Origin of the sequence: Rhodoferax lacus (assembly GCF_003415675.1) — a bacterium.
Classification (GTDB): Bacteria; Pseudomonadota; Gammaproteobacteria; order Burkholderiales; family Burkholderiaceae_C; genus Allorhodoferax; species Allorhodoferax lacus.
Genome location: NZ_QFZK01000004.1, coordinates 1 through 14,584, shown reverse-complemented (window position 1 = coordinate 14,584; position 14,584 = coordinate 1). Strand labels below are relative to the sequence as shown.

The window sequence follows — 14,584 nt, the reverse complement described above, 5'->3', positions numbered from 1 at the left end:
ACCCTATGAAAATTACCGTGATTGGCACAGGCTATGTAGGCCTAGTCACAGGCACCTGCCTGTCAGAAGTGGGCAACGACGTCATCTGCTTTGACACCGACTCGGCCAAGATCGCCGCGCTCAAAGAGGGCGTGATTCCGATCTGGGAACCCGGCCTGGAGGACATGGTCCACCGCAACGCAAAGGCAGGGCGCCTGCACTTCACCGATGACATCGAAGTGGCCACGCGCTTTGGCACCATCCAGTTCATCGCCGTGGGCACGCCCCCGGGCGAAGACGGTGGTGCCGACCTGCAATACGTGCTCAAGGCCGCCAGCAACATCGGCCGCCACATGACCGACTACAAGGTGGTGGTGGACAAGAGCACAGTGCCCGTGGGCACGGCCGACAAGGTGCGCGCCACCATTGCCGCCGAGCTGGCTGCACGCGGCATCGACACACCGTTCAGCGTGGTGTCCAACCCCGAGTTCCTGAAAGAAGGCGCCGCCATTGAAGACTTCATGCGCCCGGGCCGCATTGTGCTGGGCGCCGACGACGAACAGGCCGCCCTCAATATGCGCGCGCTCTACGCGCCCTTCCAGCGCCACCACGACCGCCTGGTGCTGATGGACATCCGCAGCGCCGAGCTCACCAAATACGCCGCCAACGCCATGCTGGCCACCCGCATCAGCTTCATGAACGAGCTGGCCAACCTGGCCGAAAAGCTGGGTGCCGACATCGAACACGTACGCAAGGGCATAGGCTCCGACCCGCGCATTGGCTACGACTTTCTGTATGCCGGTGCCGGCTATGGCGGCTCCTGCTTCCCCAAGGATGTGAAGGCGCTGATCAAGACAGCCGCACTCGATGGCGGCATGGACATGCAGGTGCTGGCCGCGGTGGAGTCTGCCAACCAGCAGCAAAAGCATGTGCTGGCCAACAAGGTCAAGGCGCGCTTTGGTGCCGACCTGACGGGCCGGCACTTTGCCATCTGGGGCCTGGCCTTCAAGGCCAACACCGACGACATGCGCGAAGCCAGCAGCCTGACGGTCATCCAGGACCTGCTGGCTGCCGGTGCCACCGTCACCGCCTACGACCCGGTGGCCACCGCGCATGCGCAACAGATGCTGCAGGGCAAGGGCGGCATCAGTTACGCCAACTCGCCCCTGGAGGCCCTGGAGCATGCCGATGCCCTGCTGATCGTGACCGAGTGGAAGGAATTCCGCAGCCCCGATTTCGACAGCATCAAGGCCAGCCTGAAGAGCCCGGTGATCTTTGACGGCCGCAACCTGTACGACCCCAAGTGGGTGCGCGGCATGGGCTTTGAATACCTGGCCATAGGGCGTTAGTACAGCCACCAGGCCGGGTGACACGGGCGTAACTTCGATGTGTTTGATCTGGCGCTAAACCACGCGCAGTAAATGGGCGCACCATGATTGCCCCACCCACCAAGGCTGCCAAGATGACCACTGCAAAACTGAAACGGGCTACTGCCACCACCCCACCCACCGACACCTGGGACGCACAAGCCTGCAAGGACGTCATCGCCCAACTCTGGGCCCTGCGCGCTGCCATGCTCGCGAATGAAAAATCGCTGCTGCAGACCTTCGAGAAGGTAGACCCCTCCTACCTCGCCAGCGCCCGCAACCTGTCCCACTACCTGACCCTGCGCCACGCTGACCATGCGCATCTGCAGGACTGGCTGGCCGGCATGGGCCTGTCGTCGCTGGGCCGCTCCGAGTCGAATGTATTGGCCAATGTGGACAAGGTGCTGGGCATTCTGCATCGCCTCACCGGCCAGGCCTGGGAGGCCCATTCGGCCGACGAGCCGGTGGGCATCAAGAGCAGCAAGAAGCTGCTGGACCGCCACACAGTGGACCTGCTGGGTGACAGCCCCAAGGGACGTTCGGTGCGTATCATGGTGACCCTGCCCTCGGAGGCCGCAACCGACTACGCCCTGATCCGCAAGCTGGTGGCCTCGGGCATGGACATTGCCCGCATCAACTGCGCCCACGACGGCCCCGCCGAATGGAAGGCGATGGCCTCGCATGTACGCCGGGCCTCGCGCAGCGTCACCAAGCCGGTACGCATCCTGATGGACCTGGGCGGCCCCAAGCTGCGCACCGGCCACTTGCCAGCCGGCGCGGCTGTACTCAAGCTCAGCCCCGAGCGGGATGAGCACGGCCTGGTGGTCACCCCGGCGTGCGTGGGCCTGCGTGCAGCAGGCAGCAGTGACGCGGTGGAGGGTGCCACCCAGCACCTGAGTGTGGATGCCAAGTGGCTGGCCGCCCTGAAGCCGGGCGACGAACTGGCCTTTGACGACGCGCGCGAATCTGGCCGCACACTGCACGTGGTGCAGGTGGACGAGAGCGGCGCCCTGGCCGAATGCTGGCAGACCGCCTACCTGGTGCCCGACACCTGCCTGAAGCGCGTGCGCAAGGGCAAAGGCGCCCGTGTCACGGCCATTGCCGACCTGCCGGTGAAGGAAGGCGTGCTGCACCTGCACCGGGGCGACACGCTGCGTGTGACCAAGGAAGCCCTGCCGCAGGACAAGCCCAAGGGACGCAGCAAGGGCCGCAGCAAAAATGCGGCAACTGTGCCCACCGTAGGCTGCACCCTGCCCGAGATCTTTGCCCAGGTCAGCGTCGGCGAGCGCATCTGGTTTGACGACGGGCGCATAGGTGCTGTCATCCAGCGCGTGAGCGCCGACTGGCTCGAAGCCGAGATTACCCAGGCCCGCGACAGCGGCGAGAAGCTGCTGAGCGACAAGGGCATCAACCTGCCCGACAGCCGCATGACGCTGCCCGCCCTCACCGAGAAAGACCTGGTGGACCTGCACACCGTGGTGAAGCTGGCCGACCTGGTGGGCCTGTCGTTTGTGCAGCAGGCCAGCGACGTGGAAGAGCTGCGCACGCAGTTGAACGAACTGGCCGCGCCCGACATCGGCATCATGCTGAAGATCGAAACCCGCAGGGCCTTTGACAACCTGCCGGCCCTGCTGTTCTCGGCCATGGCGGGCAAGGCCGCCGGTGTGATGATTGCCCGCGGCGACCTGGCCGTGGAGTGCGGCTACGAAAACCTGGCCGAAATTCAGGAAGAGATTTTGTGGGCCGCAGAAGCCGCACACATGCCGGTGATCTGGGCCACGCAGGTGCTGGAGACACTGGCCAAGACCGGCCTGCCCTCACGCGCCGAAATCACCGATGCCGCCATGGGCGAGCGCGCCGAATGCGTGATGCTCAACAAGGGGCCGCACATCACCGACGCCATGCGCATGCTCGACGATATTCTGGGCCGCATGCAGGCCCACCAGCTCAAGCGCCGCCCCCTGCTCAAGGCACTCAGTGCCTGGGACCAGCCCGGCAGCTAAGCGCCACTGGCGCGCCCCGGCAAACGAAAGCCCGACCGCTCGGCATGGAGCAGCGCCGGCTGCTGCGGCTCGGGCGTGGTGCAGTCGCTGTGCCAGATGCATCCGATGTGAAATGGCTCACACGCTGTGTCACACGCTCCCCCCGTATCGTTGGGTTTCTCCTCCACTTCAAAGGACTCGACGATGACAAGTTCCCTGAGCCAGCAGGTTCAATCTGCTGAGGACGAATGGCTGGCGCTGTGGAAGCGCGGACCCGCGCGCCTGCGCTGGACCCAGGTGCCCCTGCAGCCGGGAGATGCCGCGCCCGACTTCCGCTTGCAGGACGCAGGCAACCAGGCGGTCAGCCTCTCTGACTATTGGCGCACCGGCCCTGCCCTGCTGCTGTTCTGGCGCCACTACGGCTGCAGCTGCGGCATTGAGCGGGCGCAGCGGTTGCAGGCCGAGTATGCCGACTACCTGGCCCTGGGTGCCCGGGTGGTGATCATCGGGCAGGGCTTGCCGGAGCAGGCCAGCGACTATGCCGCGCGCCTGGGCGTGCCCTGTCCGGTGCTGTGCGACCCCACCCGCCGCGTTTTTGAGGCCTATGACCTGCTGGAGGGCCAAGCGTCGCAAATCGTCTTTGACGCGCCCGACGCGTTCTTGAAGATCGATGCGCAAGCCGGTGCGGACTTGCAGCAATCGCGCCACGGCACGCCGCGCGCCGCAGTTAACAGCCCCTGGCAATTGCCCGGTGAATTCGTCATTGACGCCGCCGGCCGGGTGCGCCTGGCCTACCGCTACCAGCACTGTGAGGACTGGCCCAATCCGCTGGTGCTGACCGCCGCCCTCAAAGAATCCCTCTGGTCGGCTTGATGCCGCACCAGCCTGTCGACTTGTCCCACCAACCACCAAGGTACACACCATGCCCAAATTCGTTATCGAGCGCTCCATTCCCCACATCGGCGCGGCCAGCACGGCCGACATGCAGGCCATCTCACAAAAATCCTGCAGCGTTTTGCGTGACATGGGACCCGAGGTCCAGTGGGTCCAGAGCTACGTCACCGGCGACAAGATTTACTGTGTCTACATCGCCGCCAACGAGGAGCTGGTGCGCGAACACGCCCGGCGCGGCGGCTTCCCGGCCGACAGCGTGGCGCGTGTGGTCGCCAGCATCGATCCGACCACCGCCGAGGCCTGAGCCGCGTGCCGATTGCGCCCTTGGGATTCTGGCTGGAGAATCGGCGCATGGGACCCATCATTCATCTGCTTGGAAAGCCAAGCGTTGTGCGCGAAGGCACGGTCAAGGCCGTGCTGCGCGGCAACAAGGCATGGGGCCTGCTGGCCTATCTGTTGCAGCATCCGGCGGGTGTGAGCCGGCAGCGGCTGGCGGCCCTGCTTTTTGAGGAGGCCGAGGATCCGCTGGCGGCCCTGCGATGGAACCTGAGCGAGCTGCGGCGCGCCTTGGGTGATGTGGGTCTGGGCGGCGACACCGTGGTGCTGCCGATGGAGCGCATTGCCTATCTGGACATTGATGTGGTGGCCCGCGGTGACTGGCCCAGCGCACTGGCGGTACCGGGCCTGGGGCTCGATCTGCTCGAAGGTGTGGGCTTTGCCAGCAGCCCGTCCTTTGCGGTCTGGCTGGAGGCAGAGCGCCGGCGCATGCGCGCCACGGCGCAGTCGGTACTGCGCGAAGCCGCGCTGGCGCGCCTGGCCACGGGCGGTGCGGCAGAGGCCACGCAACTTGCAGCGCGCCTGGTCGGCTTCAATCCGCTCGACGAGTCTTTCCAGGTGCTGCTGGTGCGTTGCCTGGGCGCTGCGGGCGATGGCATTGGTGCGGCGCGCCAGGCCGCTGCCTGCCGCGAACTCTTCCAGCGCGAACTCGGCGTGCCGCCGGGCCCGGCCCTGACCGAAGCCCTGCAAACGGTGACGGCGTCACCCACGGCCCGCCCGGCGCCAGGCCGCGCCGGTGTGCTGGCCCAATTGCAGGCCGGCGAGGCGGCCATTGGCGCTGGCGTGCTGGACGCCGGCCTGCAATGCCTGCGCCGCGCCATCATTGATGCCGACCATATGGGCGATACCGAATTGCGCGCGCGGTCGCGGCTGGCCCTGGGCGGTGCGCTGGTGCACGCCGCGCGGGGGCGGGACGAAGAAGGTGCCGCCGCATTGCACGAAGCGCTGGCCCTGGGTCAGCAAGACGCCCGCCCCCTGGCTGCGGCTGCCTGCCGTGAACTGGGCTATGTGGAGCTGCTGCGGGGCAGCTACGAGCGCGCGCTGGGCTGGATGGACCGGGCCACCATCCTGGCGGGCGACGACATGGCCGAGCAGGCAAGAATCGCAGGGATTCGGGGCACCATCCTCAGCGACTGTGCCTTCTACGGTCCCGCCACCGACATGCTGCGCCAGGCAGTAGGGCTATGCGAGTCGGTGGGCGATGCCAAGCAGTCCATCTTTGCCCATTCCATGCTTGGGCGTGCGCTGCTGTTATGCGGTGATGTGGATGGCGCCGTTGCAGCACTCGATACCTCGTCTGATCTGTCGCGGCGGCTCTGGACGGCCTTCCTGCCGTGGCCACAGTCACTGCGCGCCGAGGCTGAACTGCTGCGTGGCCGCATCGAGCCGGCCACCGAAATGTTTGAGCAGGCCTTTGCGCTGGGCTGCCAATTGGGAGATCCGTGCTGGGAGGGCATGGCCGCAACCGGCCTGGGCCGGGTGGCGATGATGCGCGGCAAACCGGTGCAGGCCGCCGGGATTCTGGAGGACGCACTCCAACGCATTACGCGCCTGCCCGACGGCTACCTGTGGGGCAAGGCCTATGCGCTGGACGCACTGTGCCGGGTTGCCACGGCAGCTGACATGCCGCAAGCCCCGGTCTGGCGCAACGAATTGATGTCGCTGGCCGCAGGCGCTGGCATGCGTGAAATGGTGGTTCGCGCCTACCTGCACCAAGCTGACGGCGGCCATGCCCCGGCCGTTGGCGCAGCCCGCGTGTTGGCCAGCGAAATTGACAACCCGCAGTTGCAGGGGGAAGCGCAGCGCACCGGGTCTTAGGCCTGGCGCATCGCGTTGCGTTGCAAGCCAGGTTATGAGCCCAAGCTTGTTCGTACCCAATGGGCCCAAGGTACGGCGTGAGGGCAGAGGCTGCCGCTGGCCTCAGGGCTTTTCGCCGCGGGCGACGCGCGCCTCAATGGCGGCCAGTGCAGTGTGCAGATCGGCCACGCTGCCAATCACCTCATGGGCACCGGCATCGCGCAGCATGCGGCTGGCAGCTTTCACGGCGGGCGCACGTTCGTCCTCGCTGGCCTGCACCCACTGCTGCCAGGACCAGCCCAGGGCGTTGCCGCTGGCGGCCACGCCCACGCTCCAGCAGCCGGCGTTGTGGGCTTCCTGCAAACCGGGCACGGTGTCGTCCACCTTGACCACGGTGTCGCCCTGTCCGTCCAGGCCCAGGGCGCGCATGCACTCCTGCATGCCCAGGGGGCTGGGGCGGCTGTGGGCCACATCGTCGCAGCAGATCACGCGCACCGGCTCAAAGCCGGCCGCGGCGGCCTTGGCGATCAATGGCGTCATGATTCTGCGGGTATAGCCGGTGGTGGTGGCCACGCCGATACCTCGGTATTGCAGCCACGCATAGGTGTCAATGAAGCCGGGAATGAAGTCGCTGTGCTCCATGGCGCTGGCCGCACTCATGGGTTCAAACTCCTGCAGGAGGGCAGCAGCATCGGCAGCGCTGAAGGCCTGGCCTTTGACCTGCTGCCACTGCGCGGCAATTTCCGGCATGGCGCCCAGCGCCTCGATGTGCGCCAGCTTGGGCAGACCCATGGGCACGCGGGCCTGGGCGATGCTGATGCTGATGCCATGGTTGGCAAACAGGCGCACAAAAGCACCCATGGGGGCCAGGCTGCCAAAGTCCACAATGGTGCCGGCCCAGTCAAACACCACGCCTTGAATCGTCATGTCGCAATCCTTTCGCCCATCAGGCATTCTTCGGCCAGGGCAAAGGCAGTGCTCATGCCGGTGCCGCTGATCACACTGAGCAGCTGCACGCCGGGCAGCACGGTCTCGATAAACGCGTCCTGCGAGCCGCTGGGGTAGATGCCGGTCCAGCGCTCTTCCACGTGGCAGTGGCCCAGGCACAGCAGGCGCTGCATTTCCTGCAGGATCAGCTCTTCCATTTCGGCCGGCACAAAGGGCGGCATGGAATCGCCGTACTGGTGCGAGTCACCCACCACCAAGCTGCCATCGGCGTTCTGCACCACGATCAGATGAATGCCATGCTGCAGCTCGCGCGGCGTCTCCAGGCGCAGCCGGTCTTCCAGGCGCTGGGCGCCGGGCAGCTCGCTGTAGCCGCGGTAGCGCACCAGGCTCAGGTCGCTCATCACCGCGGCACCCAGTTGGTAACCGGCAGGCGGGCGCACGCGCAGCATCTGCAGCTGGCACAGCCGTGTCTGGTAGGCAGCAAAGGCCTCGGGGAACAGGCTGCGGATGTCCGGGCCCGGGCAGACCACAATGCGCTCGGCCTGCAGCTCTTGCTGGCCCAGGCGCACGCTGCCACTCTCCACTTGGCGCACCGACTGCCCCATATGAAAGCGCACACCACGCGACTGCAGCCACAGGCGCAGCTTCTCGACGGCATAGCGCGCTTCCACGCGCAGCTCGTGCGGGCTGTACAGCGCGCCGCGTATATGGGCATGGGCCAGGTGCGGGGCACGCTGGTGCAGGGCTTCAGGGTCCAGCCACTCCAGGTGCAGGCCTTGGGCGGTGTTGAGCAGCTCGCGCAGCACCGGCTCGGCTTCAAGGCGCTGGGCCAGCACATACAGCCCGGCATGCTCTACGGCAATACCGGCCTGGGGCGCCACATGGGCCCAGATGTCGCGCGAGCGGCGGGCGCGATTCCAGGTGGCACCGCTGCCCTGCCCGGTGACGGTGACAAAGCCGAAGTTGCGGATCGAGGCGCCGGTGCACACCGGGTCGCGCTCCACCACCTGCACGCTCAGGCCCTGCTCGATGGCCACCAGCGCGCAGGCCATGCCGACGATGCCGGAGCCCACCACGATCAGGTCGCTCTTGTTGTTGCTGCTATCGGTTGACAATGAAATTCCTTCCGCGGGCGGACCGCATTTCTGTATCCAGTTGGGCGCGGCCTGATGCACTCTGGCGCAAGTCGCGCGGCGCAACGCCCAGCGTTTGCAGCCACAGGCGCAGGGCCTGCGCGCCGTGTTGTGCGCCCACGTGGGCAGCTTCCTGGGGAGCTTGTTTTGTGCCCTCCTGCACCGTGCCCCCAAACACGCGCGCCAAGGCGGCATCACAGCTGGGCGACTGTTGCACTGCAAGCTCCCACACCATGGGCAGCCAGACGGCACAGGCCTCGCCATGCGGCAGTCCTTCCTTGAGCGTCAGCGCATACGACAGGGCGTGGGCCAGCGCGGTCTGGGTTTGCGACATGGCCAGCCCTGCGAGCAGGCTGGCACGCGAGAGCTCCGCGCGCAGGGCGATGTTGCCGGGCTGCTCCAGCACGCTGGGCAGGTTGTGCAGCACCAGGCGCGCGGCATCCAGCGCCAGGGCTTCGGTGATGGGGTTGGCGTTGCGGTTCCAGAGCGACTCCAGGGCATGGGCCAGGGTGTCGAGTGCGCAGTCGCGGGTCAGACGCTGCGGGCAACTCAGGCTCAGGCACGGGTCCACAAAGGCCTGCTCGGCAAAGCCGTCTGCCGGCGCCCAGGACAGCTTGGCCGGTGCGGCAATGTCGGTGTCCCACAGCGTGGCCCAGCGCGTGACTTCGCTGCCGGTGCCGGCAGTGGTGGGCACCAGCCACAGCGGGTGGCGCTCCACATGCTCAGGCAGGGTGTTGTTGCGCCAGTGGGCGGCTGCCATGCGGCTATCCGCCATGCGGTAGCGCAGCACCTTGGCCAGGTCCAGCGTGGTGCCTCCGCCCAGGGCCAGTACCGCAGCCTGCGGGTGCGCTTGCAGCACGGGCCAGAGTTCGTCGCACAGCATTTGCGCCAGTGGCACAGAGCCCAGCCCGCCCTGGTACCAGCTCCAGGCCTTGCACTGCGCGCCCAGACGCTCGCCCAGCAGGGTCTCATCTTCATAGCCCAGGGCGGCGCGGTCGGCCAGCACCACCACGGGCTGATCGGCGGCAATGCTCTGGAAACAGCCCGCACCCCAATGAATGCGTACCGGGTTGGCCCAGGCTAGATGAAGCGCTGGCGCAGCCATGCCGAGAACACATCAATCAAAGTCACCGTGGCCACCAGCATCAGCAGCACGGCGCAGGTTTGGGCGTATTGGAAGCTGCGGATCACCTCGTACAGCACCACGCCAATACCGCCCGCACCCACCATGCCCACCACCGAGGCCGAGCGCACATTGGACTCGAACCGGTAGAGCGAATACGACAGCCACAGCGGCATGACCTGCGGTATCACGCCATAGGCCAACTCGGCCAGCTTGTGCGCGCCGGTGGCGCGTATGCCTTCCACCGGGCGCGGGTCTATGGCCTCCACAGCCTCGGCAAACAGCTTGGCCAGCGTACCGGTGGTGTGCACAAACAGCGCCAGCACACCGGCAAACGGACCCAGGCCCACGGCCACAATAAAGAGCATGGCGAACACCATCTCGTTGATGGCGCGGCAGGCGTCCATCAGGCGGCGCACCGGCTGGTACACCCACGGGGGTGCCACGTTGTGCGCGCTCAAAAGGCCCAGCGGCACCGCAGCCACCACGGCCAGCACCGTGCCCCAGACTGCAATATGCAGGGTGACCAGCATCTCTTTGAGGTAGATGCGCCAGTCATGGAAATCGGGCGGAAAAAATTCGCTGGCAAAGATGCCCATATTGCCCGCGTCCTTGATCAGGTCCAGCGGGCGCATCTCGGCCCCCTGCCAGGCCCAGGCCAGCACGGCCAGCACCACCACCCAGCCCAGCTGCGTGCGCCAGCCGCCGCGGCTGGCGCGGGCCTGGTGCAGCAGGGTCTGCAGATGCGCAGAGGCGGCGGGTGGTGTGGCAGTGGCGGACATGGAGGGCAGGCCTGTGTGACAGCTTGGTATTACTTGCCCAGAGCGGCCAGCTTCTGGTCGATCTCGGCGATCAGCTTGGCTTTTTCTTCGGCGCTGTACTGGGCATCGTTCTCGATCTTGCTGCGGTTCTTGAAGAGTTCCAGCTGGCGAATCGGCACCAACTGGTCGTTGGTGGATTCCTTGAAGCCGCTGTAGTTGTATATATTCTTCAGCACGGCCTTGTCAGCGTCAGTCTGGCCGTAGGCCAGCAGGAAGCCTTTGAGCTTGGCCTTGATGGCCGGGTCCAGGTCCTTGCGCCACACCAGCGGGTCATTGGGGATGAGCGGGCTCTTCCAGATGGTCTTGAGTTCCTTGGCCACTTCGGGCTTGGTGGCTTCGAGCTTGTCGGTCTCTTCGGTGTTGTTGGTGGCCACATCGAGCTGCTTGGCCAGAATGGCCTGGATGTTGGCGCCGTGGCTGGCGTTGCGCACGGTCTTGAAGGCGGTGCGTGGGTCCACCTTGTTCAGGGCAAACACGTAGTAGCTGGGCACCAGGAAGCCGGAGGTGGAGCCGGGGTCGCCCATGCCGAAGTTGATGGTCTTGCTGTTCTTGAGCACATCGCTCAGGTTGTTGTAGGGGCTGTCTTTTTGCGTGATGAGCAGGGAGTAGTAGCCCAGCGAGCCGTCAGCCTTCTTCACCTGTGCAAACACTTCGCCGCTGGAGCGGTCCACCGCGTCAATGGCGGCCTTGTTGCCGTACCAGGCCACTTGCACTTTGTTGAAGCGCATGGCTTCGACCACACCGGCGTAGTCGGGTGCATAGAAAGCCTTGATGGTCAGGCCGGTCTTCTTTTCCATGTCGCGGAACAGCGGCTCCCAACGGTCGCGCTCCACGCTGGCCGTGTCGGTGGCGATGATGCCGAAGCTGATTTCCTGGGCCATGGCAGACAGGCTGCCCAGGGCCAGCACGGAGGCGGCGAGAACGTAAACAGGTTTCATAGGGGTACTCCAGTAAAAGGGAAAAAGATCAGGCAGCCAGCACTTCAGTCTGGTGTGACACAGGCAGAGGCAATGGAGGGGCATCGAGCGGGTCGTGCTCGGTCAGCAACTCTTCGGAACTGCTGCCGTAGAGGAAGCGCAGCTTGGTGTCGTCGAGTTCCAGGGGCGGGCCGTCGAACACCAGTTCCCCTGCGCGCAGGGCGATGATGCGGTCGCAGTAGCGGCGCGCCATGGTGACGTTGTGCAGGCTGACCACCAGGGTCATGCCCTGGCTGCGGTTGAGGTGGTGCAAGAGGTCCATCACGCGGCGGGCCGACTCCGGGTCCAGCGAAGACACTGGCTCATCGGCCAGCAGAATGCGTGCGCCCTGCAGCAGGGCACGCGCCACGGCGGCGCGCTGCTGCTGCCCACCCGACAGGGTGGAGGCGCGCTGAAACGCGTAGTCGGCCAGGCCCACCGAGTCCAGCGCCTGCAGGGCCTGCAGATGCTCGGCATCCGTAAAGCGCCCGGCCAGGGAACGCCACAAAGGCATGCCAGGCAAGAGGCCGGTGAGCACATTGGAGAGCACGTTCATGCGGCCCACCAAATTGAACTGCTGAAAAATAATGCCGGTCTGGCGGCGCAGCGCGCGTATGTCCGGGCTCAGCACCCCACCGGTCTGCAGGGGCTGGCCAAACAGCTCCACCGCGCTGCTCTTTCCGTCCAGCCGCTCCAGGCCGCAGATGCTGCGCAGCAGGGTGGACTTGCCCGAGCCCGAGGCGCCCAGCAGCCCCACGCACTCACCCACCGCAATGGTCGCGTTCACTCCGTCCAGCGCTTTGGCGCGGCGGTTGAAGGACTTGCTGGCATGGGTAATGCGAATAGCCGGGACGGGAAGCGTGCTCATGCCCGGCATGTTGGCGAGCCCGCGTGAAACATTGATGACAACGGTGTGAAACTTTCACGAAGATCGACACGCGGCTTTCATCAAAGCGTCACCACATTGCTGGACCATGACGCCATGAATCACGCATCGGACATCCTCAGCCTGTGGGCGCGCAAGGGCGCGCTGACCTATGACGGAGAAGGCATCTCCCAGCTGGAGCACGCCTGGCAATGCGGGCAACTGGCCCTGCAGGCCGGTGCCACGCCCGCACTGCAGCTGGCCAGCTGGCTGCACGACATCGGCCACCTGATGACCGACCTGCCCGGCTCCCCCACGCTCCATGGCATTGATGACCGGCACGAGAACCTGGGTGCCCAAGCCCTGCTGCCCCTGTGGGGAGCAGCCGTAGCTGAGCCAGTGCGCCTGCATGTGCAGGCCAAGCGCTATATGGTGGCCGCGCGGCCCGGCTATGCCGACAAGCTGTCAGTGGACTCGGTGCGCAGCCTGGCGCTGCAGGGCGGCCCCATGTCGTCTGAGGAATGCCGCGCCTTTGCTGCCCTGCCCTTTGCACTGGAGGCACAACAGCTGCGGGCCTGGGATGACAGTGGCAAACGGGTGGGCTGGTTTGCGGCTGATGCGGATGCCGCGCTGGCTGAGCTGCAGGCGCTGATGGCGCTGGTCAGCAGCCGGGCACAGGCCGGTTAGCGCATACGCGCCAACGTTGGCGCTGTCCGGCAGGCAGCATGGGTCGCGAAGCGGTATTCATCAGCTGCGTTTCCGTGACGAGCAACTTGTCAAGCAGCATGTGGCCAGTTGATTTGCACTTTCCGACCATTGGCAAGACAGTCGCGCAGGTACAAGTTAATCAAACTCTGATAGGGCACGCCGGATTCATCGGCCATTCCCTTGAAATAGTCCACAACATCTTCAGAAAGGCGCATGGTTACAGGCTTCTTTAGCTTGGACGCATATGGGTTCTTGCGAGACTTCAGTTTGGAGAGGTCGTACTCTGCTTTCATGGTTTTTCACCTCGATAAAACGCGCTTTCGCGCTTGGTCGCCTTGCGTGCGGAGATGATGCGAATAACTGCACCATGCTCTCGCTCGCAATGACAGACGATGAGGAGCTTTGCACCAGAGCTCATACCAAGCATCAGGAAGCGCTCCTCGTCGGATGAATGTTCCTCATCGAAGAACTGAACGCCAAATTCATCGAAGAAAATCGATTTCGCTTCCTCAAAAGACACCTGATGCTTTTTGAGATTCGCAATGGCTTTGGGCTCATCCCATTCGAACTTAATCATACATACATTGTATTTATCGATCGCCGCAAGTCAAGCCACAAGGCACTGCAGTTGTTCAACGTTGGAGCTGAGTGGCCGGAACCGCCTGGTCGCGCGAAGCGATGATCGGCTGCTCGGCATAACGCGGCCAGATGGTGGAAGTCCACTCGAGTGATGGGATGGACTCCCCCGTCTTTTTGCGCAAAAGTTACGTACTGGTCGTCATGGGGATGGGGATCAGATCTTTCAACGTAAGGAGTCCGACATGAATGCTACTACCGTTGCCGTCGATCTTGCAAAGTCCGTCTTTCAACTCGCCGTAGCCGATGAACATTGGCGCGTGGTTGAAACCCAGCGTCTCACGCGCACCCAGTTCGAGCGCTGGTTTGCCAGCCGGGATGTATCCCTGGTCATCATGGAAGCCTGCGGCTCGGCTCATCATTGGGGCCGCTGGCTCAATGGCCTGGGTATCGAAGTCCGGTTGCTGCCTGCCCAATACGTTCGTGCCTATGTCAAACGCAACAAGACCGATGCTGCCGATGCCGCCGCACTGCTGGAAGCTACCCGCGCCTCTGACATGCGCCCGGTGCGCGTCAAGTCAGTCGAACAACAAGCCCTGCAGGGTATGCACCGCATCCGTAGCTTGTGGATGGGTACGCGCACCTCACGCATCAACGCCCCGCGGGGCATTTCTCCAGTTGGTTTGGCTTGACGCCCAAGGAATACAGCTCGGGCAACAACCGCTACCTGAGTCACATCTCCAAGAAGGGGGATCGCTACCTGCGCATGTTGCTCACCCACGGCGCCAGGAGCGTATTGCGTGCCTCCAAAGTGGCAGACAACGCTGGGCGCGAGGTCTGTGGGGTGCGGCGCTGGGCACTGGATGTGCAATCCCGCAGCAACCACAACAAGGCGGCGTGTGCACTGGCCAATAAGTTGGCGCGCATTTGTTACGCCACGCTCAGGGACAAGGAACCGTTTGGTGAGCAGACTGTTGATTCCAGCGTCAATCTGAGCCAGTTTGCAGTCGAATTTTGAGCCACACGGTTTAAAGGTATTTTTGGCTACTCGATTGTGGATAAGTCTACATCTGGAGCTTCCCCTTTCTGTATTTTTGCC

At 64.7% G+C, this 14,584-nt stretch carries 14 protein-coding genes and 1 pseudogene; 7 read left to right on the top strand and 8 right to left on the bottom strand.

Features of this window, described 5'->3' with window-relative positions:
- Positions 1–5 precede the first annotated feature (5 nt).
- The 5 genes from DIC66_RS08115 to DIC66_RS08095 all read left to right on the top strand — a co-directional run bounded on the left by DIC66_RS08115 (position 6) and on the right by DIC66_RS08095 (position 6,376).
- The gene (locus tag DIC66_RS08115) at positions 6–1,328 is read left to right on the top strand and encodes a UDP-glucose dehydrogenase family protein (RefSeq protein ID WP_117175957.1); all 1,323 of its coding nucleotides are present in this window, start codon (positions 6–8) and stop codon (positions 1,326–1,328) included.
- 83 nt (positions 1,329–1,411) lie between these two features.
- Positions 1,412–3,349: a pyruvate kinase gene (locus DIC66_RS08110; protein ID WP_233505837.1), complete on the top strand. Its 1,938-nt coding sequence runs from the start codon at positions 1,412–1,414 to the stop codon at positions 3,347–3,349.
- 183 nt (positions 3,350–3,532) lie between these two features.
- Positions 3,533–4,201, top strand: a complete 669-nt coding sequence (locus DIC66_RS08105) for a peroxiredoxin-like family protein (RefSeq protein WP_117175955.1) — start codon at positions 3,533–3,535, stop codon at positions 4,199–4,201.
- Between the two features lie 49 nt (positions 4,202–4,250).
- The gene (locus DIC66_RS08100; RefSeq protein ID WP_117175953.1) at positions 4,251–4,526 is read left to right on the top strand and encodes a DUF4242 domain-containing protein; all 276 of its coding nucleotides are present in this window, start codon (positions 4,251–4,253) and stop codon (positions 4,524–4,526) included.
- A 47-nt stretch (positions 4,527–4,573) separates the two neighbouring features.
- Complete coding sequence (locus tag DIC66_RS08095) at positions 4,574–6,376, top strand: AfsR/SARP family transcriptional regulator (RefSeq protein WP_117175951.1); 1,803 nt, start codon at positions 4,574–4,576, stop codon at positions 6,374–6,376.
- A gap of 102 nt (positions 6,377–6,478) precedes the next feature.
- Here DIC66_RS08095 and phnX read toward each other — a convergent pair whose 3' ends face one another.
- From phnX to phnC, 6 genes are read right to left on the bottom strand one after another with little or no spacing between them, the layout of a single operon-like run.
- Positions 6,479–7,282, bottom strand: a complete 804-nt coding sequence (gene phnX / locus DIC66_RS08090) for a phosphonoacetaldehyde hydrolase (protein WP_117175949.1) — start codon at positions 7,280–7,282, stop codon at positions 6,479–6,481.
- The gene (locus DIC66_RS08085) at positions 7,279–8,418 is read right to left on the bottom strand and encodes a TIGR03364 family FAD-dependent oxidoreductase (RefSeq protein WP_233505836.1); all 1,140 of its coding nucleotides are present in this window, start codon (positions 8,416–8,418) and stop codon (positions 7,279–7,281) included. Before DIC66_RS08085 ends, phnX begins: the two co-directional genes overlap by 4 nt.
- Positions 8,405–9,541 (bottom strand): iron-containing alcohol dehydrogenase, encoded by a 1,137-nt coding sequence (locus tag DIC66_RS08080; protein WP_117175947.1) that lies wholly within the window; start codon positions 9,539–9,541, stop codon positions 8,405–8,407. The genes DIC66_RS08085 and DIC66_RS08080 overlap by 14 nt, the downstream gene beginning before the upstream one ends.
- A complete protein-coding gene (phnE, locus tag DIC66_RS08075; RefSeq protein WP_117175945.1) occupies positions 9,517–10,341 on the bottom strand; it encodes a phosphonate ABC transporter, permease protein PhnE in 825 nt (274 codons plus the stop codon). Before phnE ends, DIC66_RS08080 begins: the two co-directional genes overlap by 25 nt.
- Positions 10,342–10,370: 29 nt before the next feature.
- Positions 10,371–11,318 (bottom strand): phosphonate ABC transporter substrate-binding protein, encoded by a 948-nt coding sequence (gene phnD, locus DIC66_RS08070; protein WP_117175943.1) that lies wholly within the window; start codon positions 11,316–11,318, stop codon positions 10,371–10,373.
- Between the two features lie 28 nt (positions 11,319–11,346).
- The gene (phnC, locus tag DIC66_RS08065) at positions 11,347–12,204 is read right to left on the bottom strand and encodes a phosphonate ABC transporter ATP-binding protein (RefSeq protein WP_117175941.1); all 858 of its coding nucleotides are present in this window, start codon (positions 12,202–12,204) and stop codon (positions 11,347–11,349) included.
- A gap of 114 nt (positions 12,205–12,318) precedes the next feature.
- Between phnC and DIC66_RS08060 the strand changes: the two genes are divergently transcribed.
- A complete protein-coding gene (locus tag DIC66_RS08060; protein ID WP_199534687.1) occupies positions 12,319–12,888 on the top strand; it encodes an HD domain-containing protein in 570 nt (189 codons plus the stop codon).
- 89 nt (positions 12,889–12,977) lie between these two features.
- Here DIC66_RS08060 and DIC66_RS08055 read toward each other — a convergent pair whose 3' ends face one another.
- Positions 12,978–13,202, bottom strand: a complete 225-nt coding sequence (locus DIC66_RS08055; RefSeq protein ID WP_117175939.1) for a BrnA antitoxin family protein — start codon at positions 13,200–13,202, stop codon at positions 12,978–12,980.
- Positions 13,199–13,486, bottom strand: a complete 288-nt coding sequence (locus DIC66_RS08050; RefSeq protein ID WP_117175937.1) for a BrnT family toxin — start codon at positions 13,484–13,486, stop codon at positions 13,199–13,201. Before DIC66_RS08050 ends, DIC66_RS08055 begins: the two co-directional genes overlap by 4 nt.
- A gap of 244 nt (positions 13,487–13,730) precedes the next feature.
- Between DIC66_RS08050 and DIC66_RS08045 the strand changes: the two are divergent.
- Positions 13,731–14,503: pseudogene (locus DIC66_RS08045) on the top strand (transposase).
- The last annotated feature ends 81 nt before the right edge of the window (positions 14,504–14,584 follow it).